Source organism: Acetobacterium sp. (assembly GCF_041752335.1).
In the GTDB taxonomy this organism is placed as follows: domain Bacteria; phylum Bacillota; class Clostridia; order Eubacteriales; family Eubacteriaceae; genus Acetobacterium.
The window spans coordinates 29,163-55,849 of sequence record NZ_JBGSHG010000073.1 but is presented as its reverse complement, the minus strand read 5'-3'; the positions used below and the strand labels follow the sequence as shown (position 1 = coordinate 55,849).

Sequence of the window (26,687 nt, the reverse complement as noted above, 5' to 3'; positions counted from 1 at the left end):
CATCTCATTATGATCATTCAATTATTTATCCCATTTAAGAGCATCAGGAGCCGCCGGTCGGCCGTAATAATAGCCCTGCACCGCATCACAGCCCTTTTTTAGGAGAAATTTCAGTTGCGCTTCGGTTTCCACCCCTTCAGCCACTACCTGCAGCCCCAACTTTTTAGCCAGATGGATCATCACTGAAATAATTGATTCGTCCTTGGAATTCGTCCCGATGCCCCAGATAAAGGAACCGTCGATTTTAATGCCGTCCACCGGCAGATCTTTTAACCGACTCAATGAAGAAAACTCGGTACCAAAATCATCAATGCTAACACGCACACCATAGTCTTTCAGCTGTTGCAAGATCTCGATCACCTCCGATGAGTCCTCCATGGCAATGGTTTCAGTGATTTCCAGTTCCAGAAATCGGGGCTCCAGGCCGGTTTGCTGTAAATAACTGATGACCCTATTTGGCAGATCGCTACAAAATTGATCCATCGACAGATTCACCGACACCGGCAGCGGTTTAAAGCCCCGATCCTGCCAGAATTTGTTATCGGCACAGGCCCTCAACAGCACCCATTCACCAATCGCCGCCATCAAACCGTTCTGCTCGGCCAAGGGGATAAACACCGCCGGTGATACCACTCCCAAATCCGGATGGGCCCATCGCAGCAGGGCTTCACATCCCTGCATTTCCAATCCCTGGGCATCCATAATGGGCTGGTACTCCAAAAAAAACTCCTGTTTTTCCAGGGCCCGATGCAGGCTATTAGTTAAAATCATCTTCTCCCGAATGTCCCTTTTCATCTTTTCTGAACAAAAAACGACCTGACCCTTGCCATTTTTTTTTGCATCATACATGGCCAGATCGGCATGTTTAATCAATTCCTGGACGGTTTCGCCATCTTCCGGAAAAATAGCAATGCCGCCACTGCCAGTAATGTGAAATTCCTGTTCTCCCAGACTCACAGGCTGATGAAACACCGACATCAATTGATTGGCCACCGCCACCAATTCGCTTTGATGATTCAGCTGCGACACCAGAATCAGAAACTCATCACCGCCAAACCGGGCCATGAAGTCGCAATGTCTGAGCCGATCCGACAAACGTCTGCCAATGTGAGAAAGCAGATGATCGCCCCAATCGTGACCCATGGTATCATTGACTTCCTTGAATCCGTCCAGATCCACAAAAATGACCCCAAGCGAATCACCACCGGCCTTCGCTACAGCGATGGACTTTTCCAGCCGTTGATGAAACAGCATCCGGTTGGGTAAGCCGGTCAGGTTGTCATAGTAGGCCCGGTTATGTATTTCTTTCTCGTTTTCAATCTTTCCGATGGCATCAGCCAGAATATTGGCCAGTACGCGCAACAGTTCCGGGTCATCCATCCGCCAGGATTTGTCTTTTGTAATCTGATCAAAGGCCAGAAAACCGATGATCTTTTCGCGGCTCTGAATGGGAATAAGAATGAGCGACTGAATCCCATCTTTTTTCATGGCATCTTTTTCAAGTTTTGCTGCAACGGGCAATTCATCTCGGCTTGCCACATAAACCAGCTCATTCTGTAAAAGCTTATTGATAAACCATGAAAAGCCCAATGACTGAATATTGCCGGATTTTTGCACCTTGAGCAGTGTCTCATCAGCCAGCCATTCGCCCAAACAAAAGAATTCTCCGGTTTCCTCGATAAACTGTCCCACATAAACCCGATCTGAATTGGTGAACTCTCCGCTTGTTTTTAATAAAGCCCGGATCTTTTCGTCAAAGTTGCAGGCTGACACCGAAACAAAATGGGTACTGACCTGGGAGATCATTTTTTGAAAGCCAATCTGTCGGTCGTTTTCTTTGAGTCTGGCAATATAAATGCGATTGGTATAACCAGCCAGATGAATGGCTACAACGCAAATAAAAAGTCTGGCCAGATAATCAGCCGGGCCGATATGGGCCCACTGATCCGGTTTCCATAACCAGATGATCATCCCCGAAATCAGCGTTACTGCTGCTAAAAGTACGAGCATTTTCTGCCGTTTGAAAATGATGGTAATCATCATAAAAATCAGCGGCACTGCCCATACCGTGTTAGCCAGATTACCCATCGGTTTAAAAAGGGCCAAAGGAATGGCAACGGCCATCATCACCGTCAGAATTTGATCCTGTTGCGCAATTGCTAAACCGGAATATGGCAAACTGTAAATACTGAGACCCAGCGCCAGATTAGCAGTGCTGACCAGAAACACCGGCCATAACACGGTTGGCTGTAAAAAAAAGTGACCGAGATTTAGGATACTGATCACCACAAAAATAATTGCCGTCGCCCGGAACAGGGTCAAGTGGGCATCATGACTGAGAATTTCGCTGAGCTTCACTTTTTTTGCGGCTGTCACCGGAACCATCAGCTGGTATTTTCTGATATCATAGGCAAAGGCCAGCATCGGAATCAGAATGATAATCGGAGCAATGGAAGGGATCTTAAAGGCTAATATGTTGTTTGCCAGCATTTCAGAGACAGTGCCCAAAGCAAGTCCGACCGAAAACGCCAGCATCAACCAAAAGGCCTGTTGCTGCTTTTGCCGGTCTGAAGAAGTCCGATACCATTTTAACAAAACTACCAGGGTCATCAGCGAAAAGCTTAGATAATAAAGATTATAGAACATGTCCCAGCCATTGTTGATGGGAATATTTCCCCAACCGGAGGGAGTCTGAATCAGATTATACTGGGCGTTGGCCAGATCCGGAATCAGGGCGAATACCAAAATGGTAATGACCGCCGGCAAATAAAGGGCCACATAAGTTTTTGGGGTTGCCAGCAGTTTTTGCTTTTCAGTTAAAACAAGTATAAAATGCAGCATCAAACTAAAGGCGCTGCCCCATCCCAGCGCCGCAATCCGGCGCCAGATCAACACCTCCTGAAGATCACTTAACGAGTTGGAAATGGCAAAAGCAAAGGACCAGATCCCATAACTCATGCATAACCAGAAAAAAACCTGGTTCAGCCGCTCTTTTTTGTTGAGAAAAAGACTAACAAATCCCAGACAACTATACAGGACAAAAATTAAATAGAATAGCATTGATATTTGATTTTTCAGCATTTCATCCCCTCAACAGTCATCATCCGAGATTTTTTATATTCACTTAAAAAAGCACTTCATCCGCCCGGGCTTTATCCCATCCGGAATTACTTTTTATCATCGAAAAATGATTCTCATAAATATCCGTTTGAATAGCCTTAGCTGAAACTGGTTTTGAGAAATAAAAACCCTGGATTTCATCGCAGGCTTCCGCTTTTAGAAAGGCTAACTGGGCGGGTGTTTCCACGCCTTCGGCGGTAACCGCCAGTTCCAGTTCCCGGGCCAGATGAATCATTACCGATATCACCGCTTCATCCCGGGGATTCTCACCAATTCCCCAAATAAACTGCCGGTCGATTTTGATCCGATCCACCGGTAAATCTTTTAATCGGCTCATCGAAGAAAAAGCGGTACCAAAATCATCAATACTGATGGCTACTCCCAGTTTTTTTAATGCATAAAGCTGACAAACCACATATTGGGAGGTTTTCATGGCAATGCCTTCGGTGATTTCCAGATCCAGATACTGGGGTTCCAACCCGGTGACTTCCAGACAGTGCTGGATCATAGGCTCCAGATTAGAACTGCGAAACTGCTCCACTGAGAGATTCACACCCATCCGGACCGGCTTATGCCCCTGATCCTGCCAGGCCTTATTCTGGGCACAGGCGGTCTGCAATACCCATTCGCCAATGGCACTGATCAGTCCGCTTTGTTCAGCCAGGGGAATAAACAGCTCTGGCGAAATAATCCCCCGTTGCGGATGGTTCCATCGCAGTAAGGCTTCAAACCCGGTGATCTCATGGGTCTGTGCCGAAACCTGGGGTTGGTAATGGAGAAACAGCTCCTGATTCTCCAGGGCCCGATGGAGACTATTGGTCAGCATCATCTTTTCCTGGACGGCCGTTTTCATTTCCCTGGAACAATAGCTTATCCGCCCTTTGCCGCTTTTCTTGGCCGCATACATGGCCAGATCGGCATTTTTAATCAGGCTATTGACATCTTCCCCATCTCTCGGATAAATGGCAATCCCACCGCTGCCGGAAAGATAGAGTTCCTGTTCGGCCACCAGTATCGGACGAAGAAAAATCGACATCACCTTTTCGATCATTATTTCCAGCTCCCGGTGTTTAGAAACCTGGGGCACCATAATCAAAAACTCGTCACCGCCAAACCGCCCCACCAGATCAGCTTCACCAAGACAATCGGTCAGCCGCTTCCCAATCCGGTTCAGAAGCTGATCGCCCCAGTCATGGCCCAAGGTATCATTGACTTCTTTAAAGCCATCCAGATCAATAAAGATCACACCCAAATTTTTGCCGGTCTGCCTGGCCAGCTCAATGGCCTGCTCCAGCCGTCGATAAAACAAGGTCCGATTGGGAATCCCCGTAAGCGGATCATAGTAGGCCAGATAATTCATATCATGTTCGGTTTCCACCTTGGCAATGGCATCCGCCAGAATATTGGCCAGCACTCTCAGCCAATCCGGGTCGATTACCCGTCGCACCTTGCTGCCACGGACCTCATCAAATCCGAGCAGACCGATAATACTGTTATTGCTCTGAATGGGAACGAGGATCTGAGACCGGACTTTTGCCTTTTTAAGGCACAGACGGTCTTCCTCAGCCGCTGCAGGAAGCTGATTGGGACTAGAAATATCGACAATTTCATTCTTTATAATTTGCCCCATCCGCCAGGATCCTGCCGTGATCCCAGCATTTTTTGTCTCGTCCATCAGTGAGATTATCCCTTCACTCACCCATTCATGGCTGCAAACCAGGTTTTTTTCATCCTCGGAAATTCGACCAAGATAGACTCGGTCGATGCTGGTAAAATTCCCACTTTCTTTGAGCAGCTGCTTGACCTTTTCATCAAAATTGATCCGGTTCATGGTGACAAAATCAGCTGACAATCGCGAAATCATTTTCTGAAAGGCATCCTGTTTGCTGTTTTCCTGCAGTCGCAACACATATATCTGGGTGATAATGGCCGTCATTCCAATCCCAATTGCGTAGAACAGCAGCCGGTAAAAATAGAGCCGGCTGTCAACCAGCAACCATAAATCTGGCATTAACACCCAGAAGACCACTTCCATCAGCAGACTCAAAACGCCCAGCATCAAAAATATTTTTTTATTATTAAAAATAACGGTAAGCATCATAAAAAAAATTGGAATTGGCCAGATGATGGTCCTGAAATCGGCATTATAATGAGCGAGCATCACCATCGGCAGTAAAACTACCAGAAAACAACCCAGGGCATTTTCCTGAGTTGTGATGGACACGAAGAGATAAGGAATACCCATCACAAAGGCTCCCATCAGGACCAGCGTAAAACTTAAAAACAGCCCAGTGATACAATTATCGCCCGTGCTGATACGGCCATAGAAATTCAGGATACTCCCGATAATCAGCACAATGCTGACATACTTAAAAAGCCTCGTACGGCTGAGCGTACTGAGGATTATTCCTTCCTGTTGCGATTCATTTTCATTCTGGGGCGCCAGCATCAGACCATACTTACGGATGATCCAATAAATCGTAACTGCCGGTATCATTGTGATCACCGGGGCCAAAGACGGTAGCTGAACGTTTGAAAAACTGACGGTGATAAGATCGGTCAGGGTTCCTAAAACCAAAGCCACCAGAAAGGACAAAAGAATTGCCCGGGCTTTTTTACGGTTAATCGCACTATCCGTTTGTTTATACCATTGGATAAGTAATATCATGGCGGTCAGGGAAAAACTCAGATAATAGCCTAAAAACATCCGGTCATACCAAATAACATTAGTTGTGGTGATCCAACCAGCTGGGGAATAGACCATTTGAACATGTCCATTTTCAGGCATACTGTAAATTAAAAAGGTGATTGCATTCACTAGCGCCGGCAGGTAAAGCACCGTCATCAACATCGGCCTTTTCTCAGGTCGACTCCAGTTCGATTCGGTGAGAATAATAACGAAATGAAGCATAATACTGTAGGCTACGCCCCATCCCAACACCGACATTCGTCGCCATAACAGCGCTTCTTCACTGGTGAGTGAAGAATTGATGGCGGCAAAAGAAAAGCCCCACAGGGCAAAACAAAAACAGAGACAGGCAAACACCCGATTGAGTCTGGACTCGATGTTGAGGGTCAAACTATAGGTTCCAAAAATAACATAGACGACAAATGTCAGATAGAGTGTCATGGATATGATATTCTGCAGCGTCATTTGTCCTCCTCGAAAATATTTGATCAGGTCTAATATTTATTATTATACTATTAAGCGGCTGGATAATCAATTGGATCTTCAGTCCAGGCTCAACCCGTAATGCAGTTGCCTAACGTGAATAGTCCGGTGGGATTGGAATGATTTTAATGGTTCTGATTAAAATATGGGGCGTACTCGGCCCCCAGCCGAATCGCTTCAATTAAACTCACCGGACTGGCGATGCCCTGCCCGGCAATATCCAGGGCCGTCCCGTGATCCACCGAGGTTCTGAGGATCGGCATCCCGAGAGTAATGGAAATGGTTTTTTCAAAATCCACCATTTTAGTAGCAATGTGGCCCTGATCGTGGTAAAGCGATAAGACCGCATCGTATTTCCCTTTTAAGGCAAAATAAAAAACACTGTCAGCGCCAATCGGCCCATCAACATTGACGCCGCGTTGCCGGGCTTCCGCCACCGCTGGCATCACCGCCTCCACCTCTTCCCGGCCGAACAGGCCATGTTCGCCACTGTGGGGATTAAGGCCGGCAACGGCCAGATGGGGATTGCTCACCCCCAGTATTTTTAGCGCCGCCACACTCTGATCAATGAAGGCTGCCATATTATCCTGAGTCACCAGATCACAGGCCTGCCGCAGCGAAACATGGCGGCTCAGAAAAAAGACCCGGAGCGCATCAACCTGAAACATCGTCAGTGGCTTTTTAGTCCCGGTTAAGGCCCCGATCATTTCGGTATGGCCGATATGGGGCACCCTGGCCGATTGCAGGGATTCCTTGTTGATGCAGGTAGTGGTCAGGACATCGGCTTTTTTATCCAGACAGAGCCGGGTGGCTGCTTCAATGGTTTGATAAGCAGCCTTCCCCGTCATCGCCTGAACTGCGCCCATTTTCAATTGCTTCATTTCAATATTATCGAGATCAATCAGATTAAGTACCCCAGGGACATAGTTGCCCTCCCGGGGATCGCTGATACAATTGATGGTCAGGATCACCTTTGAAAAGGCCATCGCTTGTTGCAGCACCTTTTTGTCTCCTACCACCACTAATCGGGCCATTTCGTGAACGGTCTTATCGGCCAGGGCTTTCACCGTTATTTCCGGGCCGATGCCGGCGGCATCGCCGATCGGAATTGCCAGGATTGGTTTATTCATGTTGTTCTCCTTGTCTAAAATGCGATAAGCTGATTATCCCATAATCTCATTCAGATGGCAAATAGCAGTAGGTTTTATTTCTGCCGCTTACCAGCTTCCACCACCGCCACCACCGCCGCCGCCGCCAGAGAAGCCTCCACCGCCGGAAAATCCGCTGTCTCCGAAACCACTGGAATTGTCATGATTCTGATTAGTTGTGGCCGTACTCGCTGCCATCACCGATGCCGGCACCCGGTTCAAGCTGTCCGTAAAATCAGCAGCAAAGATGGTGGGATAGAAATCCCGGTCATAACTAGAACCGTCATACCATTGAGGCTGGGGAATGGCCAAACCAGTAAACTGATCAATCCATTTTTCAGTCACCCCCAAAACGAAAGCATAGGGCAATAGCTTATAAAAATACTGCGGATCTTCATCAATCAGGGTTTCCAGCCGATCTTTTTCAGCCAGACTGATGAAGTTTTTCAAACCCAGCACCTGACCATACCAGATATTGCCCTTTTTAGTGCGTTTGGATGCAAAGGCCTGCAGTGAAGCTGTGCCATAGGCGGCGATCAGGGCAGCAACTGCTACCACTACCCCTGTTATGCCCAGAAAATAAAAATTAATGCCGATTATTGCAATGGCCGAAACTCCACCCAAAATAACACCGATGCTTAATTGCGTGACTATTTTTTTATGAACCATTCCTTTTCGCTTACGCAATACTGAATTGATCATAACCATGCTCGCAATTGGCCCTCCCACAAAAATTAAAGCCATGATGGCAATGATAGACCACCCGTAATTCATAAAGTTGATTTCCACAAAAGCAAAAAGAGCCAGTGCTAAAATCGGAATAAACATCAGCAGTCGCATCACCTGGGCCCCGTTCAGGGACATACTGGTAAATAATCGATGCTCTTCCTGATCAAAATAAGCTTCGGTTTGGTCCTTCGCCTTATTTAAAATATCTCTTATCCCCAGGTCACTCGAAAAAGTAGTGGTGGAGTATGCGTCTTTTGAGTGAAACAGATAATCAAAAAGCGTGTGTTCGAAATTATTGGCCGAATCCGGCAGCGCCTTTTTTTTATGGAAGTCAAACCGATAGGAAGCTACCTGTTCGATGGTTAAATATCCCTGATCTGCCCAATAAATAAACAAGGAGACAACCTCACTGAGGTCCAGGTTTCCATCAATAATATAGCCCACCTGCGGCGGCGTCAAGCCATCAGGGGCATAGAATTCGACGGTTTCCACCGCTTTTTTGTCCCGCCCCATCAGCAGCCAGATGGCCAGACCAAGTAACAGCGGTGCCAGAATCGCTGCGGTGATCAGCTGCGCCAACGGATTACCCCAAAAAAGGTCGTAGAGATAATCAAAAAATGATTCCTGAAAATAACCGTCCGGTAGATTGACTTTCAAGGTGACGCCTTCATGGGCACTGAGGGGCCGGTTGAGGGTACCCTCAATGGTATTGCCAGTAACCGTGTAGCTTACGGCGGAGGTGTCGACACTACCATAGCTGCCCGTCATAAACTCGACCTGACTGGCATCAAAGGCTTGTGGCAAGGTAATGATAAAATGTGCATTCTCGATAACTGTATCCCAGTCGGGACCAATCAGATTATAGTAAACATCATCCATTGATGAAATTGCATCAATTCCCTGATCCCAAAAATATGTGATCTGATAGTTCTGGGTTCCGGCCACAAATTCTGCGGCACTGCCGATTCGGATGATCTTGTCCTTATTCGTTGAAGAGATCTGATAGTCCCAATCCTCAACCTGAATCCCATCAATTTTTGCGCGATAGGGAGTTTCCAGGGGTTTTCCATCAACTTCCCGATAAAAAGAACCTTTAAAAGGAATGGTTCTGAAAATCCCGTGTCGGGCTTCCCTGAAAGCCACCGTAATATCTTCATTAATCGCGTAACCATGGTCTTCCATAACCTCCATATTGATGTTGTACTGGGTGATATTAAAATATTCGGCAGCTGCAACCTGATTCGGCGCCATCCCGATTGAAGAGAAAATCACCATCATAAAAATCAAAAACAACAATCCCGGTTTTGTCAATATTCTTTTCTCAAGCATCCTAAACCTCCTTGTAGCCAGTCTTCACCTTAATTCCCGGCATTTTTTTATTTGAGCTTGTCTGATTATTTCGTCACTTTTATTCATGTTCAGTGTTTTGGGCTTGATCTTTTGTCAACTCATTCAGCAATTCTTCCAGATGTGATGCACTGATGGGACGGCTGAAATAATAACCCTGAACGTGATCACAATGATAGGCTTTTAAACAATCCAACTGTTCTAGTTCTTCAACTCCTTCCACAATCACATCCATGTGCAGGGTGTGGGCCATGATAATAATAGATTCCATTAAATTCTCATTGGCTTTCTTAGTTAACAGATCCCGGGTAAAGGCCTGATCGATTTTTAAGGTATCAATGGGCAGGTTCTTTAAATAAGCAAGGGACGAATAACCAGTGCCGAAATCATCAAGCGACATGCGAATACCAATTGTCTTCAAGCGATCAAAGATTTGAATGGCATCTTCAAATGAGTGGATAAAAAGATTTTCAGTAATTTCCAGCTCCAGCAAATCCGCTTCAAGTCCGGATCGCTTGAGGGTTTCTTCGACCATCTCCGGAAAATGTTCATGACTCAGTTGAACCGGAGAGACATTGACCGAAATCATGATTTGAGTGCCCATTTTATGATTGATTTTAACGATTTGGCGACAGGCCGTTTCCAATACCCAGGCGCCAATCGGAACAATCAGTCCGGTAGATTCGGCTATGTGGATAAAGTCCAGCGGTGACACCATCCCCAGTTGGGGATGATCCCATCGGATCAGGGCCTCAAAACCGCGGATTTTTTTATTTTTAACATCGATTTGCGGTTGGTATTGCAGAAAAAACTCATCCCTTTCGAGCGCCGATCGCAGCGAGTTTTCCAGCATCATATTCCTCAACAGGTTCTGTTTCATGGCATTTTCAAAAAAAGCATACTGGGATCTACCCCGTTGTTTAGCCATATCAGCCGCCGTGTTGGCATATTGCAGTAACTCTTCGACATCCCGGGTATCATCGGGATAGAGTGCAATGCCGACGTGAAAACGGAGATAAACATTGTTCTCATTAAAGGTCAGGGCCTGATTAAAAACCGCCCTAAGCTTATCAATCTCGCTCAGCGCATCTTCCGGGTGCTCAAGATCCGTCAGTACCCGGATAAAATTAGAGCCATTGATCCGGGCTACAAATCCATGCTGACATTTAAGTTCCAGCAACCGGGCTCCCATCATTTCCAGGATTTTGTCGCCAAAGGATGGTCCGTAGGTATCATTGATCCGCTTGAAATTATGAATGTCAAAGCAGATTACGGCAATTATTCCGTGATTATCGACGAGCAATTGATTCAGGGTCTCCAATAAATAGGCCGCATTGGGTAATCTGGTCTGGGCATCGTAATAGGCCAGCACCTTTAAGGCTTCATCCCGTTCCTTGACACTGGTGACCATGCCATTAAAATTTTCGGTGAGCCGATTGAATTCATCAAAACGATTGTCCGTATTAAGTGGATGGTAATCCCCGGCGGCAATTTCTTTTGTCTGCTGGTTCAATTCGCCAAATGAATGGTTAATATCTTTAAATACCAGCCGGGCAATAATCCGGGAGAATAATACTAATAAACAGGTGAATAAGAGCATCATCCCCAAAAAAGTTCCCAGCGCCATGAGTATTGAGTCATAGGATTGATAAACAAAGACATGCCAATTGGCATTGTCGACGTCGGCATGGCTGACCATCGCTGTTTTTCCCTCGTAAGTAAAAGCCTTAACCTGATCCTGGACTTCTGTGTTTGGATGGATTGATTGAAAATTAGCTTCAATTTCCCGCTGATAGACCTTATTGATATCCTTATGTGAAATAAATACGCCGTTACCATCAGTGATGGCCACCGTTACCTCTTCCCCAAACGTTTTTACGAGATCTAGGGATAGCATACTGATTTCTTCCAGATTTAAATAAGCCACCAGCACGCCATCATCATGGGGAATGGCAATGGTAATGGTGGGCTGCCCGGTTTGCTGGGAAATAAAAGAAGACGATACAAAGGGTTTGCCGGTGGCTTTTGTCTCGGTGAAAAAAGGCTGCCTGGAACGGTTGACCCCCAGAATATTGGCATTTTGAGGCGCGTTGACTTTAACCATCCCATTGGCATCAAGAATTTCAAATCCCTCAACCGAATCGGAACCTTCAAGCATCGCATTCAAACCGATTATAACTGCAGGATCATCCTTAAGCATATCAGTTTCCAGCAGATTACTTAACTGATATAGAAATTGGAATGATTCATCCATAAAATCTGTCATCCGTTGGGCAATGGTTGCTGCGATGATGGTATTTTTTTCATACATATCTTTAATCAGATAATTATAAATCAATGGCGTTACTAATAGACCCACGAGAATAAGCGGGATGGCAATGGAAAGCATATTATTGATCAGGATAAAATCTCTCAGCTTTTTAATTCGCTTCATTGTCTATTCCGCCTTTTTAAATTGGCCATCCTTAATACGATATAGATAAAGGGTTCTGCTGGCATCTCCCCATTCATCAATGTTAATATCATCCTGAAGTCCCTCAAAAACACTTTTTTCAATTATGGCTGCTTTGATAATCTCAGGATCATAACTGTTTGTCTTTTTCAGTGAATCAAAGAGAATCATCGCTGATTCGTAGGAATAGGTTGCTGCAAAGGTCGGTTCGGCACTGTATTTTTTTAGAAAAACGTTTTTAAACGCCAGATATTCCGGTCTCTCCGACTCGGTATCAAGTAAACTGGGAATATATACGTCTTCAACAGAATCTCCCCCCTGCAAAATCAAATCATTATTCATGGCCCAGAGCGACAGATAAATGGGCTCCTGATTTCCGGATTTATAAAACTGCTGGCAAAACATCGCACTATCAAAACTGGAAGCAAGAATAACAATGGAATCCGGCTTGGCATTTAAAACACGATCTGATATCTCCAAATATGCAGGATTAGCTCCAGACAAAAAGGCTTCTTCATAAATAACCTTGCCCCCATTTCCAGACAGCTCTGAAGCAAGAAAATCTTTGATGGTTTCTGTATATGCACGATTTTTTGATTCATAGATAACCGCGACATTTTTTCCACCATTTTCAAGTATCCTCCCGGCGATAAAGGCTGCTTCAATATCATTGGAAGAGACGACCGTGATAAAATGATCATCCTGATTCGCCAGTTCATATGAACTCATCGTTGGGCTGATCATCAATAACTTATTTTCGTTGACAAAGGGAAGACTCGTTTTTGCCATGCTGCTGGTCATGTGACCGATGATAAACGAAATGCCGTCTTCGTATAGCGCCTGATCAACAGCCAGCCCGTTTTCCGGATCATTTTTATCATCCTTAACGACAACCTCCACCAATCGACCATTAATCCCCCCACCGGCATTAATTTCTTCCACCGCCATCATCAGGCCGTTGCGACCGTTAACGCCCAGCTCGGAGGTACTCCCGGTAAGACTGGCAACAAAACCAATGGTAACCGGTTTCTGCTGAATACAGGAAGTGAGGGTTAAAATTATTAAGATCAACAGCACCAAACCTAAAATTATTTTCTTTTGCTTCATCGCCAACACCCCCTCTATCTCATTTTTTGAGCAAATAAAAAATAGCATGGATTGATTCAAAAATTGTTATATAACAGTATACCCTTATATGCAATCGACAAACCCGCTAAAATGTTTTGGATTGATAAATTTTTTCTTTACCCGATATTTATTTATCGATGTCTGTTAATCTGTTTATTTTTGTAATAACAGGGTAAAAATTTCGTGTATAGAACGTAATTATTACTTGCGCTCATTCCTGATTTAAGCTAAACTAATTCCTACTCTTGTCCGAACCAAAGTGACGATCAAATTCTTCATCAATTTTGATGAGCAAAGGAGAAATGAAATGAATAAGAAAAAGATTTACTTTTCAAAATGCTGATGTCCATTGGGTTGCCGGTTGCCATTCATGCGGTGAACGTCAATGAAGTCAGGGAATTAGCTGAAACCGTCAAAGATCATGCCATTATCAATCGCGGCCCCAAAAATTGATAAAATCTTTCATCCGAACTTACCAAATAATCTGACGGTTTTGCTTAACCTATATGCAAATATGTCGATATATAAATATGAGGGTAAGCAATTGCTGTGAAAATATCGGGTCTTAGTTTGTGTGAAATTTTTAAGTAACGAGATCTGCCTATTTTATCCCGTTGTATATTAAATGTACCATTCAGAAAGGAGCCTCATCATGAAAGACAAACAAGTACAAGAACACGATCAAAACTCGGTAAAAATCCGATTATCGACCAAATTAATGGCCTTCACGACGCTGATTCTGGCGGCGGCAGTTCTCACCCTCGGGCTGATTGCCATTAATTTAGGAGCAGCTGCCCTGACCAATGAAGCCAGCACCCAGGAAGAGGCCTTTGCCACTGAAGGCGCCGGTCATATTGGCGCCGTTGTTTCTGGAAATCTCGGAAGAATCGATGAAATCGCCCTCCGGGCCCGAACCGCCACCATGGACTGGAATACCCAGGTCGCCTCGATTGCCGGAGACATTGAACGTTTGGGTTACCAGGATATTGCGGTCATGGATCTAAACGGCAACGCCAGATATATTATCGGCGGTGGTGAATTCAAATCTGAAGGTCAATTCTGGTACGAAGAGGGTTTTGCCGGAAAAACAACCATATCCGATGTCGCCATCAGCAGGGTCACCAATGAACCGGTGGTCTTTGAAGTGGCCCCCATCAAAAACAATGATCAGGTCGTGGGACTCCTGGTGGGTCGTCGAGACCCCACCTTTATGCAGGATATCACCAATTCCATGGGTGATGGAGTCCGCAAATACGGGATGGTAATCAATGAAGATGGCGCTGTTATGGCACATCCCAATGATCAGCTAATCCTCGATCAAACCAATATTTTTGACGAAATTGATGCCAATGGTCCCTTGAAAGAATTTGCCCTGGCCATTCAGGAATTGGGTGTGGGACAAACCGGGAGTATTGACTATAACTACAATGGTGATGCAAAGCTTGCCTATAATGCCCCGATCCCCGGTACCAACTGGACACTGATTGTCACTAAATATGAAAGCGACGTTCTTGCTCCCATCAACAATCTGAGAAACGTCATCTTGATTGCTTCTGCCCTGATTTTATTGATCGGTGGTGTGGCCACCTATATCCTGGCCAGAAAAATCTCAAAACCGATTATATCTTTAAACCAGATGATCAAAGCAATGACCCAGGGCCATCTCAGTGAACGGCTGGAAGTTGCCTCCAAAGACGAGGTTGGGGAAATGACCACTTCCATGAATCAGTTGGCCGATGATCTCCAGAACGTGGTTATTGCCACCATGAACCAGATTTCCAATGGCGATGTCTCCGCAAACATAGACTTAAGAGATCCCCAGGATGAAATTGCCCCGGCCCTTAAGCTCACCATTGAAACCATCCGTGGTCTGATTAATGAAGCTACCATGCTTTCCCAGGCCGCCATCCAGGGCCAATGGGAAACCCGGGGCGATGCCGATGCCTTTAAAGGCGGTTTTAAAGAAATCGTTCAAGGCGTCAATGCCACCCTGGATACTGTAGTTGATAAGATGGTCTGGTACGAAGCCATCATCGATGCGGTTCCCTTCCCCATTCACGTTACCGACAACGACATGAAATGGACCTTTATGAACAAACCTTTTGAAGACATGATGGTTAACAATAAGGTCATTACCGACCGTGAGTGCGGTTATGGGATGGATTGTTATAATGCCGGTGCCAATATCTGTCAAACCGAAGGATGTGGAATCCGACGACTGGTAGATCAGGGCTTAGGCGATAGCTACTTTGAATGGTACGGCCGAAACTACAAACAAGATACTGCTTATCTCAGAGATTCCAAAGGTGAAAATGTGGGCTTTGTGGAAGTCGTTACTGATCTAACCCCAATTATCCGGGTCAGCGACTACACCAAAAACGAAGTCACCCGACTGGGCCACAATCTGACGCGCTTATCCCAGGGTGATCTGGCTTTTGATATGGATATCAGCCAGGCCGATGAATACACCACCGAAGTTTCTGCGCAATTCAATGAAATCCGAAACAGTCTGGAAATGGTTCAATTATCCATTGATAATCTGATAAATGATGGCAAAATGCTGGCTCAGGCTGGTGTTGATGGAAAACTAAATGCCCGGGCCGATGCCAGCAAACACCAGGGCGACTTTGCTAAAATCATCAACGGCATTAATGCCACTCTGGACGCCGTCGTTGAACCAGTCCAGGAAGCCTCTGCTACCCTTAACGAGCTGGCCAAAGGCAACTTAAACACTGGGATGATCGGCAACTACAATGGCGATTATACCCTGATCAAAGACTCGATGAACCAGACCGTTGCCTTCCTGAAACGCTATGTCGATGAAATTACCTATACCCTGGAAGAAATGGGTAACGGCAACCTCGATCTGGAAATCACAGCTGAGTATTTGGGCGATTTCCAGGCGATTAAAGCAGCTCTTAATGGGATTGCCGCCACCCTCAGCGAAACCATGGCTGAAATCAATGAAGCGGCAGGTCAGGTTGAAGCTGGTGCCCGGCAGATTTCTGATGGCGGACAGGCCTTGTCCCAGGGCACCACCGAACAGGCCAGCGCCATTCAGCAGCTTAACGCTTCTATTGAAGAAGTGGCCGGTGAAACAAAGAAAAACGCCACCAACGCCAATGAAGCCAATCAACGGGCCTTGGAAGTTCGCAGCAATGCCGAGGTCGGTAATAAGCAGATGAATAAGATGGTTTCGGCCATGGACGAAATCAATGAGTCCTCCCATAATATTTCAAAAATTATCAAGGTCATTGATGACATTGCCTTCCAGACCAATATCCTGGCCCTAAACGCCGCTGTCGAAGCAGCCCGGGCCGGCCAGCACGGTAAGGGCTTTGCCGTTGTTGCTGAAGAAGTCCGCTCCCTGGCGGCCCGCAGCGCCGAAGCTGCCAAAGAAACCACCGGTTTAATTGAAGGCTCGATTGAGAGCGTAGATGTCGGTACCAAAATTGCCGACGAAACCTCTGAAAGCTTAAAAGAGATCTTAAGTGAGATCGAAAAGGTTACCGACCTGGTTGGCAACATTGCCCGGGCTTCCAACGATCAGGCCACCGAAATCGCCCAGATCACCCAGGGCATTGATCAGGTTTCCACCGTCGTTCAGACCAATTCCGCCACGGCCGAGGAAAGTGCCGCTGCCAGCGAAGAGCTGTCCGGCCAGGCTGAAATGCTCAAACAGATGGTTGGTGCTTTCAAAATCAAGAAAAAAGGCTCAACCCATCGTTCCTCCCCCGCGTCCCCGGTTGAAAAACCGATGAAGCCGGCAGCCCCAACGCCACCCCGGATTGTTCTGGATGATATGGATATGGATAAGTACTAATCCCTTGTATTCCAACCAAATAAACAAAAAAGCAGGCCCCACATCGGGCCTGCTTTTTTTAAACTAACTATTTTGTAATATCTGTGTCATCCAGTTTGATCGTTTCAGTTGTCTTTTCGATAACGATCGTACCTTCTTCCATATCAATAATTTTATCAATCACTAAAATCTCGTCATCAACTTCATTTCGTTCATCTTTCAGTTTTTTATGAGTGAACAACACATTGTAACAAATAAAGCCCACCCCAACAACGTCCAGGAACAGGAATACAATAAAATTAATAACTGGTATATATCCCAAAATAATCGCTGCTGCTGCGACGATCAAGATCGAAACAAACGAACTTAGCAGCGGTTTCATTTTATCATCAAAGAAGCGGATCAATAGTTTGGATAAGACTACCGCCGCCACCGGCATGCCCAGAATGGCCAGGGTGATGATCCCACAGGTCATTGCAAATCCAAATGGTGCATAAATAATAAAGGATACGATCAGCAGCAATGGTGACAAGAAGAAAAATCCGGCCCCGATTCCTAAAGAAGCCAATATGTGTTTTTTTGCCATTACCGTGGTATTGGCATTAAAGTCTTTGGTCATAAAGGTTATCAGCACCCAGATCACCAGAATAAATGCCAGTTTGGTGATAATCGATAAAAGAATCGAGCCAACAGTCGGTCCCTGATCTTCTTCAACAGCCTGTTCTTGTGACACCTTTTCCCAATTGACTTCTGGAGCGGTGGCACCGGGGGCTACAATCGCCTGATTGGAACTGCGGTTATTGATTGTTCCGGTGATGACTGCCCCATCATTGATGGTCAGCTGATCCACGTCTGTCTCTACAAACCCGTTGATAGTACCATTAATCGAGACATTGCCAGCACCGGCCCGGAGGTTTCGTCCCACCGTTCCATCAATATTCACATTGGCGGCAGCAAGATAGACATCCCGGTTGATGTTGGCTGATTTGCCAATAATTAAATCAGAACAGCCGGCAAAGACGTCCCGGGTCACTTCACCATTGATAACGACCTGGTTGCCACCGGTGTAGAGATTTCCGTTGATTTTGCCGTTGACCGTTACGGTATTAGCAACTGCAAAAACGTCACCATTGTATTCCCCATCCAGGGTGATGGCGTTGCCGGCAAAAAAGGTGGTTGTATCAAACACTGAATTGGCAGTAATGTTTGATCCGGCAAAGGCAAATTCCGCATTGGGAACGGATGCCCCCTCAATATTTACATTTCCCGCTGAATCTTCGTAACTGCTGATATCACTATCAGTAGCCCCGAAAGCCGTGGTAACAGTGACAAGCAATACCATCACCATCATTAAAACCGACACACTTAATTTTTTAAACATTTTTTTCTTTCTCCTTCAATTTTTTTATTTATTAAGCCTAACAGAAATGATTATCATTTTTTAAATGATTAATCATCACTCCTGTTCCGACACAAATAACCACCGACACTAAAAACGATATCACATTCAGACTGTTTTGGAGTTGTTGGGAATAACGAATGGCAATGCTGGTAAAAACCTTAATGATGGTTGCATCCCCGGTTTGCGCAAATACGATAAAACGCATCACCATGACGAGAAAGGCAATCGAGAAAATATAAAACAGGGCAGATAAATCTAAATGTCTAGCTTTTTCCACACTGGCCTGATTGATTCGACCGATAATATCCAATTTTCTGCTGGTAAAGGGAATAGCATTGCCATAATTTTTCACGGTGGTTTCGTTAAAGCCCAGACAGGACATCATTTTATCTAATTCACTCATGGTCACATTCCTCCTTCATAAAGGTTTTTAAGTTTTTTGCAGGCCCGGTTCAGCCGGGACGACAGAGTTCCCATAGGGATATTAAGAAATTCGCAAATCTTTTTATAATCCCAGTCATAATAATACCGGAGGATCACTGCCCCTTTCAGCTCGTGGGGTAATTGATCCAGAGATTTTTGAATCTCACCAAAATCCAGGGCTTCGATGTTGTCATAACTCAAAGCTTCATCAGTGTATAGGCTTTCGCCATTTTCCTGATCGTCCAGATAAACCATAGTCTTATTTTTTCGCAATAGATCCAGGCTGTTATTATGAACAATTTTTAAAAACCAGTTCTTAAAACTGCTGTCCAGCCGATACTGTCTGATTTTTGTAAATGCCTTTAAAAAACTTTCCGCCACCACATCCTGTGCGTCAAATTCGTTCTTAAGAAGAGAAAAGGCATAGACATAAGCATATCGCTCGTACCTTTCGACAAGGGGCTCAAAATACCCGGAATTCCCGGTGGCGATATACTTCTTAATCAAGGCATCATCGGCTTCTTCTTCCTTATGTTCTTTCAACAAATTTCACCTCCGTTTTTTCTGCACATCTATATAACGGATGAGCCCCGGGTTTTCTTCCCATAAATATTAAAAAATTAAAATTAATTTTTGCTGGTCGCAGAATCCGTAAAAAAAGCACTGATTCACAACCAGTGCTTTGCAAAAATCTTACTATTTCCAGAATTTAACGGTTACAACTGTTCCTTTAATACCGGCAAAGGTAACGTAAAATCCGGTTTGATCGTTATTAAACCAGGTCATCATCACAATGGGATTATTGGGATCAATGGGATTCGACATTTGAATCATTTCCGTTCCTTCTGATCCTAGAATCCCTTTAACCTCATCATAGCTCATCCCTTCAGTGATACTGGCCAGTTGATCTTCGGAAACGCTGGCGTCACTTAGTCCCATGATCTCACGGTCATCTTCATGATACAATATTTTCGATGTGACCAAATCACTGGCATCATAACTAATCTGAACGCCAAAACCAGTTTGCTCATCGCGGTAAATATAAGTGTCGTTCTCTTCTTCGGGTTTTACTCCCAGCGTCGATTCAACTTGACTCTTTTCCATCCCCAACTCAACTTGACTATAAAAATAATCGGGTTTATTCACCGCTTTATTTTTTGTTCCGGCGCCATTGCACCCGGAAAGCAACACAGCTAACCCCAGGATAAGAATCATGGAGAACAAAAATAGGGTTTTGCTCCTATTTAACATGGTTTTCATCTCCCTCTTTAATTTTTTTATTAACTGATGACCATCCCTTGACTGTAACAGCCATTCTAAACCGGTGCATTTCGATATTCAGAATAGAAGACCTTTCCGGTGTCCCCATCAAAGGCCACGTTCAGTGAAGAAAAATCGGGATTAACCCAGGCCAGTGTAACCAAGATCTTGTCCTTTGTGCCCGGGTAGATCATCGCAGCCAACTCCAGGCCATCGCTGCCTAAAATACTTTTTACTTCATCATACGTCATGCCTTCAACAATTTTTAGTTCCTGACTTTCTGTGACTGCTGCCGGACTGATCTTAAGCCATTCGTCACCGGCAGCCATAACGATCAGCACTTTGGTTGTTACCAAACCACTGGCACTGTAGAAAACGTTAATCGTGTAACCGGTTGCTGCATCAGAATACAGATATGAGCCGTCCGTATCCATCAGCGGTTCGACCCCAAGGGCACTGTCTACTTGTTCTTTTGTCTGATTGATCGCTACCTTATTGTAAAATTCATAAAATGGTTGGTCTTGACCAATTTTGGGAATAGTACTGGCTTCGCTGGCCTTTTCATTCTCGTTAGTAGCCTTGCTGTTGTTATCGCCTGATTTTTCGGATCCTTTTGGAAAACATCCGCTAGCCACTACCAATATACCTAAAATCACGATCAGTACCATCATCAGTCGCCTTAAATTCTTGCATTTCATTGATAGACCCCTCCTTTGAACAATTTGTTCTGACTAAGGAATTTTTGTAATCATTCATCACCTTTCGATGAACCCGTTCAATTGGCGTTTCTACAACAAGCTGTCTTTGAATTCAGCTGCTAGAACCGTATCGGTATCGGCATCAAAGGTCACCACCAGGATCGAACCATCGTTATTAATCCAGGCCAGGGCATAAGCTTCTTTGTCCGCCCCATTGGGAATAACCATTCTCAACATCTCGACGCCGACCCCGTTCAAAGCTTTCTTGACATTGTTACGAGTCATTCCCTGCGTAATTTTAACAGCCTGTTCTTTTGTGACACTGGCATTGCTCAGTTCTATCAGCTCCCTGGCCCCGGTGGTGGGAACCAAAAGCTTTAGCGTAACTAGATCTTTATCATCGAAGAATACGTTCACCGCATAGCCAGTGTCCTGATCCAAATATACATAGGAGCCTTCTGCTGAGGTATTCCCCGTTGCTCCCAACGACTTTTCAATATCCGCCTTTTCGTCATTGAGATCAATCTGGTTGTAAAGATCAAAAATGGCATTGTTGGATATGTCTTCTTGTTGTGCCTCGCTATCGGAAGCATTTTTTGCTTGTGAGGATTGATCCCCGCTGGAAGAGCAGCCCGCTGCTACTATCATCACTCCCAAGATTAACCCCAAAATCAACATTAACTGGTACTTGCCTTTTTTATCCATAGTGTTTTCCTTTCCTGACAAACCACGAATTAATTAAAATAATTTGTTTGTGCTGTCTTTAATGATGTGATCTTTTGATACTGAATTTTTACCCTCTATTTTCGATTTAAAACATCATTGTGTTTTACCCATTTGTAGGATTGGCAAGAATTACAAGAGCCACCGTAACGCTTTATAAAAACAGGCTATAGTAAATGAGCAACTTACCACAGCCTGTTTTCGATCTTCACATTTTGGACACTTATTTTTTATTCAAAAACTCAACTATATCTTCCAATAGATTCGCCACCGACTACTGATCATTATCTTCATCACTGACCAAAGAATCGGTCGGTACGGTTTCAGTCATTTGATCTAAGCATTTTGGTGTCGGCATTGGGGTTGGAGTTCCCGCCAGCCAGTTGGGGTACTAGCTATTGACCATTGGATTCACATAAATTCCTGTTTAAATCTCATACGCAGCTTCAAATCCTTCTTTCACCGCTTCAAAGATTTTTCTGGGTTTGACCGCATCGCCAATCACCTTAAACTTGACCCTGCTGCCTTTGAGTTCTTCCTCCAGCGCATTATCCGGCTCATAGCCTACTGCCAAAACCACATTGTCCACATTTTCCAGGGTCTCTTTGTCCGTAATGACCTGATGATCCCCAATTTCCTGGACCTTTTCACTGGTATTGATGACAATATCCGATTCCCCGATCCGGTACATCAATCCGGCTTTTAAAAAGGGCGCCATATCTGATAAGATTTCCCCGCTCATTTCTACCACTGTCACCTTTTTTCCTTGCTGATCTAACAGCTCGGCCGTTTCCACCCCCACGGTTCCACCACCAATGACCACTACCTGATCGCCAACAGTATCAGGATTCATGAGTACATCTTCGGCATTAAGAACAAATTTCTGATGGATACCAGGTATTGGGGGAATAATCGGTGCTGATCCAGTCGCCAGCAACACCATATCCGACTCTTCGTTGTAGATAATGTCCATGGTCGCCGGGGTATTAAATTTAATTTTGACTTTATTCTTTTGAAGCATATTGGTAAAAAATTCCACCAGGGCAAACATTTCGGACTTATTGGGTGGTTTGGTTCCCGGCACCACATTTCCGCCTAAATGATCAAATTTTTCACAGAGCGTGACACAATGACCTTTTTTTGACGCAATATAGGCTGCTTCCATTCCACTTGGTCCACCACCAATGACCAGCACCTTTTTCGGCGTAGCGGTTTGATCGTCTAAATCATATTCCATTTCATGACCGGTTAAGGGATTATAGATACAGGAAACCGGCAAGCCACTCATCAACTCACTCATACAATGATTACAACTCAGGCAACCACGGATTTCATCGGCATGGCCTTGCTGTGCTTTATTATAGAATTCCGGATCGCAGATCAGCGTTCGGCCTGTGGCTACCATATCTGCCTTTTTATTCCCGATGACCTCATCTGCAAATAGCGGCGTTTTGATTCGATTGGCCACGATCACCGGCACCTCACTGTTAATGGATTCCTTGATAATTCTGGCATTTTCTACATAAACCCCTAAGATATCTTCAGCCCCGCTAGCGATTCGACCCGAGACATAGGTTCCTCCAGATACATTGATGGCGGCTATCCCATGTTTCACCAGATCTTTACAAAAATCGGCGGTATCTTCAATGGAGAGTCCGGTAGGTGAGAATTCATCCGCGGTAATCCGATAAATCATCGGGAAATCCTTTCCAATCCGCGACATAACCGCATCCACTACTTCCAGAGGAAAGCGCCGTCTGCTTTCGACGCTGCCACCATAAATATCACTCCGATGGTTGGTATCCGGTGACAGAAATTGATTGAGCAGATAGCCATGGGCCCCATGCAATTCCACCGCATCAAACCCGGCAATTTTAGCGCGCTCCGCTGCATCCGCAAAATCTTTGATGACTGCTTTGATTTCAGCCTCGCTGAGTTCATGGGGCATTGCCTGCATCACCGGACAGGCAATGGGCGATGGAGCCACCAGTTCTTTTCCGGTTACCATGGTGTTGGCTTGTCGTCCACCATGATAAAGCTGAATAGCAATTTTTCCGCCGAGACCATGAATCCGGTCGGTCAGTTTTTTAAGGCCGGGGATCAGGCCATCGTAATCAATACCAATTTGATTATTAAAGCCCTTTCCACAGGGATTTACATAAACGGCTTCAACAATAATTAAGCCTACCCCGCCCTTGGCCCGAGCTGCATGGTAGGCGATAAAACGATCTGAAACAGATCCATCTGGATTACAGAAGTTGGTCACCATGGAAGGCATAACTCCACGGTTTTTAAGTTGGAGCGTTCCAATTTGAATTGGTTTAAATAATTTACTAAACATCATCTGAATAGTCCTCCTTTTTTCTGATAGCTGACCTGTGTTCATAAAATAAGCGTTACACAGTTATTATCAGGCTACTTAATTATTATAGACATATTTTTTTATTTTAAACCCTTTGGCTGAAAAAAAGCACCTGTGCACGAATGCACAGATGCCTGAAGGTCTTAATCGATGAGCTTAAATTATATAGCATCATCTTTTCTTTGAAAGAATTTTACAATTTCAACAATTGGAATCACCATAACCGCCAGTCCCATGGCGGTAAAGTATTCGAGCAGACTAATTGGTTCAAATTCAAAGGCGGCAGCAATCGGCGGGATAAAGATAACCGCTGTTGTCAACACCAGTGAAGCAGCCATGGCCAGGAACAAAAATTTGTTCTGGCGCTGCATCTTGAAAATCGATTGGCGGCGGCTGCGCATATTCAACGAGTGAAACATTTCTGCCATCGATAAGGTCAGGAATGCCATGGTCATGCCATCGGCACTTTCAGCAATTTCCCAGACACCGGCTTCAATGTAGTGTCCTACAAAATAGGCAGCAATGGTCACCATAGCAACCATAACGCCCTGCCAGATCACATCCACCCCCAAACCCCGGGAGAAAATCCCCTCCGTCGATTCTCGGGGCGGATTCTTCATGGTATCAGCTTCCTCACCTTCCATGCCTAATGCAATGGCCGGGAATGAGTCCGTAATCAGGTTGATCCACAGCAAATGCACTGGTTTCAGGATGGTAAATCCCAGCAAGGTAGCAATCAGAATGGCAATAACTTCTGAGAGATTAGATGACAACAAAAACTGAATGGCTTTGCGGATATTATCATAAATCCGACGACCTTCCTCCACAGCATTAACAATTGTAGCAAAATTATCGTCTGCCAGTACCATATCAGCCACATTTTTAGTAACATCAGTACCTGTTATCCCCATTCCGACCCCAATATCAGCGGTTTTAATGGATGGCGCATCGTTGACACCGTCGCCGGTCATCGCCACAATCATTCCCTGATCTTGCCAGGCTTTGACAATTCGCACCTTATGTTCTGGTTGAACCCGGGCATACACAGAGTAGTTGCCAATATCTTTTTTTAACTGCTCTTCACTAATCTCATCCAATTGAGCTCCGGTGATCGCTTCTTTGGGATCGCTGATAATTGCCAGTTGTTTGGCAATGGCAATGGCGGTATCCTTGTGATCTCCGGTGATCATCACCGGCCGGATGCCGGCTGACTTGCATTGGACAATGGCGTCCTTGACTTCGGGCCGGATCGGATCAATCATGCCGGTTAACCCGACAAAACACAACTCGTGTTCCAGATAATCCGGTGACTGATCTTCCGGCATCGTTTCCCAATTACGGAAGGCGCCGGCCAGCACCCGGAGGGCCTGGTCTGCCAGACCTTTATTGGCCTGTTTGATTTCTTCACAGATACCAGCGGTAATGGGCCGTTGAGCCTTGCCGTCCCAATAGCTGGTACAGCGGGAGATCAATACATCCGGGGCCCCTTTAACATACTGGATAAAACCGCCTTCTGCCATTTTGTGAATGGTACTCATCAGCTTTCGGCCCGAGTCAAAGGGGGCTTCCCCCACCCGGGGGGTTTGAGCTTCCATGTCGCTCTTTTTCAAACCCAGCGAAAATCCGTAATTGACCAGGGCGGCCTCGGTGGGCTCCCCTTCAGCCTTGTTCGCTTCATTTAAATGAGCATCGTTACAGAGAGCCATGGTTCGACCCAATAACTGTTCATCAAAACCGAAGTGATCCACCACGGTCATCTTATTCTGGGTCAGGGTTCCTGTTTTATCGGAACAGATCACCTGGGTACAACCCAGGGTTTCAACGGCGGTTAATTTCCGAATCACAGCTTTTTCTTTGGCCATATTGGTTACGCCAATGGACAAAACAATGGTGACCACCGCGGCCAAACCTTCGGGAATGGCGGCAACTGCCAGCGATACCGCCACCATAAAGGTATTTAATACCCCGATACCGGTAATTCCTTCACCCAGATATAAGCGCACCAGACTCAGGGCAAAAATGAAAATACAAATTCCCAGAACCAGCCAGCTTAACACCTTACTTAACTGATTAAGCTTGATTTGCAACGGTGTAGCATTTTCTTTGGCCTTGGTAATGGCATCGGCGATCTTACCCATTTCGGTTTGCATCCCGGTAGCCACGATTGTGGCCGAGCCACGGCCATAAACTACGGCACTACCCATATAGACCATGTTTCGTCGGTCGCCCAGCGAAATGTCTTTTTGATCCCCGAGATTCAGGGCGGTAATCACCTTACTTACCGGGACACTTTCACCGGTCAGGGCTGCCTCTTCGATTTTCAGGCTGGCACTTTCCAACAGTCTGGCATCCGCCGGCACCGAGTCTCCGGCTTCCAGCAGAATCACATCGCCGACGACCAGTTCTTCGGTTTTGATTTCCTGGATTTTACCATCCCGCATCACCCGGGAGGTCGCGGCCGAAATGGCCTGGAGCGCTTCAATGGCTTTTTCGGCCTTACTTTCCTGATAAACACCCAGCACCGAATTAATAATAACCACCGCCATAATGATGATCACATCGGCAAAGGATTCGCCCGAATAGGCGGCGGTGATGCCTGAAATAATAGCGGCTGCAATCAGGATCACAATCATCGGATCTCTTAACTGATTAAAAAGCCGCACCGCCAATGAATCTTTCCTGGCTTCGTCCAGCTTGTTCTTCCCGTTCTTGTCCAGCCGTTGGCCGGCCTCGGTCTGGGAAAGGCCCTCTCTCCCGGAGTTTAACTCCTTAAGTACTTCTTCCGAAGTCTGCAAATACGTCTTCATCGAATCCTCCTTCAAGAATAATTAAGTGCATAAAAAAACCAGATGCTTCTGCACCTGGAAAAAATAACCCAAGTACAGAAAAACTGTACATGAGTCTCACTCATTAAGATAAGC

At 45.4% G+C, this 26,687-nt stretch carries 15 protein-coding genes; 1 reads left to right on the top strand and 14 read right to left on the bottom strand.

Annotated elements, in window-relative coordinates:
- Positions 1-21: 21 nt before the first annotated feature.
- From ACEW8F_RS09400 to ACEW8F_RS09375, 6 genes are all read right to left on the bottom strand, one after another.
- On the bottom strand, positions 22-3,081 hold the full coding sequence (locus tag ACEW8F_RS09400) for an EAL domain-containing protein (protein WP_373483217.1): 3,060 nt from the start codon (positions 3,079-3,081) through the stop codon (positions 22-24).
- Between the two features lie 43 nt (positions 3,082-3,124).
- Positions 3,125-6,274 carry an EAL domain-containing protein gene (locus ACEW8F_RS09395; protein ID WP_373483216.1) on the bottom strand — a complete coding sequence of 1,050 codons (3,150 nt, stop codon included), beginning with the start codon at positions 6,272-6,274 and terminating at the stop codon, positions 3,125-3,127.
- Between the two features lie 143 nt (positions 6,275-6,417).
- Complete coding sequence (gene pdxA, locus ACEW8F_RS09390; RefSeq protein WP_373483215.1) at positions 6,418-7,422, bottom strand: 4-hydroxythreonine-4-phosphate dehydrogenase PdxA; 1,005 nt, start codon at positions 7,420-7,422, stop codon at positions 6,418-6,420.
- Positions 7,423-7,509: 87 nt separating this feature from the next.
- The gene (locus ACEW8F_RS09385; protein ID WP_373483214.1) at positions 7,510-9,498 is read right to left on the bottom strand and encodes a DUF2207 domain-containing protein; all 1,989 of its coding nucleotides are present in this window, start codon (positions 9,496-9,498) and stop codon (positions 7,510-7,512) included.
- A gap of 79 nt (positions 9,499-9,577) precedes the next feature.
- Positions 9,578-11,950, bottom strand: a complete 2,373-nt coding sequence (locus ACEW8F_RS09380) for an EAL domain-containing protein (RefSeq protein ID WP_373483213.1) — start codon at positions 11,948-11,950, stop codon at positions 9,578-9,580.
- A gap of 3 nt (positions 11,951-11,953) precedes the next feature.
- Positions 11,954-13,075 carry an ABC transporter substrate-binding protein gene (locus tag ACEW8F_RS09375; protein ID WP_373483212.1) on the bottom strand — a complete coding sequence of 374 codons (1,122 nt, stop codon included), beginning with the start codon at positions 13,073-13,075 and terminating at the stop codon, positions 11,954-11,956.
- 673 nt (positions 13,076-13,748) lie between these two features.
- Between ACEW8F_RS09375 and ACEW8F_RS09370 the strand changes: the two genes are divergently transcribed.
- The gene (locus ACEW8F_RS09370) at positions 13,749-16,919 is read left to right on the top strand and encodes a methyl-accepting chemotaxis protein (RefSeq protein ID WP_373483211.1); all 3,171 of its coding nucleotides are present in this window, start codon (positions 13,749-13,751) and stop codon (positions 16,917-16,919) included.
- Positions 16,920-16,986: 67 nt separating this feature from the next.
- On the opposite strand, the gene ACEW8F_RS09365 is transcribed toward ACEW8F_RS09370, so the two are convergent.
- From ACEW8F_RS09365 to ACEW8F_RS09330, 8 genes are all read right to left on the bottom strand, one after another.
- Positions 16,987-18,279, bottom strand: coding sequence for a polymer-forming cytoskeletal protein (locus ACEW8F_RS09365; RefSeq protein ID WP_373483210.1), 1,293 nt, complete (start codon positions 18,277-18,279; stop codon positions 16,987-16,989).
- A gap of 37 nt (positions 18,280-18,316) precedes the next feature.
- Entirely contained in the window at positions 18,317-18,703 is a 387-nt protein-coding gene (locus ACEW8F_RS09360) for a hypothetical protein (protein WP_373483209.1), read from the bottom strand.
- Between the two features lie 2 nt (positions 18,704-18,705).
- Positions 18,706-19,266, bottom strand: coding sequence for an RNA polymerase sigma factor (locus ACEW8F_RS09355; RefSeq protein WP_373483208.1), 561 nt, complete (start codon positions 19,264-19,266; stop codon positions 18,706-18,708).
- Between the two features lie 153 nt (positions 19,267-19,419).
- The gene (locus ACEW8F_RS09350) at positions 19,420-19,974 is read right to left on the bottom strand and encodes a hypothetical protein (protein WP_373483207.1); all 555 of its coding nucleotides are present in this window, start codon (positions 19,972-19,974) and stop codon (positions 19,420-19,422) included.
- Positions 19,975-20,039: 65 nt separating this feature from the next.
- Complete coding sequence (locus ACEW8F_RS09345) at positions 20,040-20,681, bottom strand: hypothetical protein (protein WP_373483206.1); 642 nt, start codon at positions 20,679-20,681, stop codon at positions 20,040-20,042.
- 90 nt (positions 20,682-20,771) lie between these two features.
- Entirely contained in the window at positions 20,772-21,386 is a 615-nt protein-coding gene (locus ACEW8F_RS09340) for a hypothetical protein (RefSeq protein ID WP_373483205.1), read from the bottom strand.
- Between the two features lie 445 nt (positions 21,387-21,831).
- Positions 21,832-23,748 carry an FAD-dependent oxidoreductase gene (locus ACEW8F_RS09335; RefSeq protein ID WP_373483204.1) on the bottom strand — a complete coding sequence of 639 codons (1,917 nt, stop codon included), beginning with the start codon at positions 23,746-23,748 and terminating at the stop codon, positions 21,832-21,834.
- A 179-nt stretch (positions 23,749-23,927) separates the two neighbouring features.
- Positions 23,928-26,573: a cation-translocating P-type ATPase gene (locus ACEW8F_RS09330; RefSeq protein WP_373483203.1), complete on the bottom strand. Its 2,646-nt coding sequence runs from the start codon at positions 26,571-26,573 to the stop codon at positions 23,928-23,930.
- Positions 26,574-26,687 lie beyond the last annotated feature (114 nt).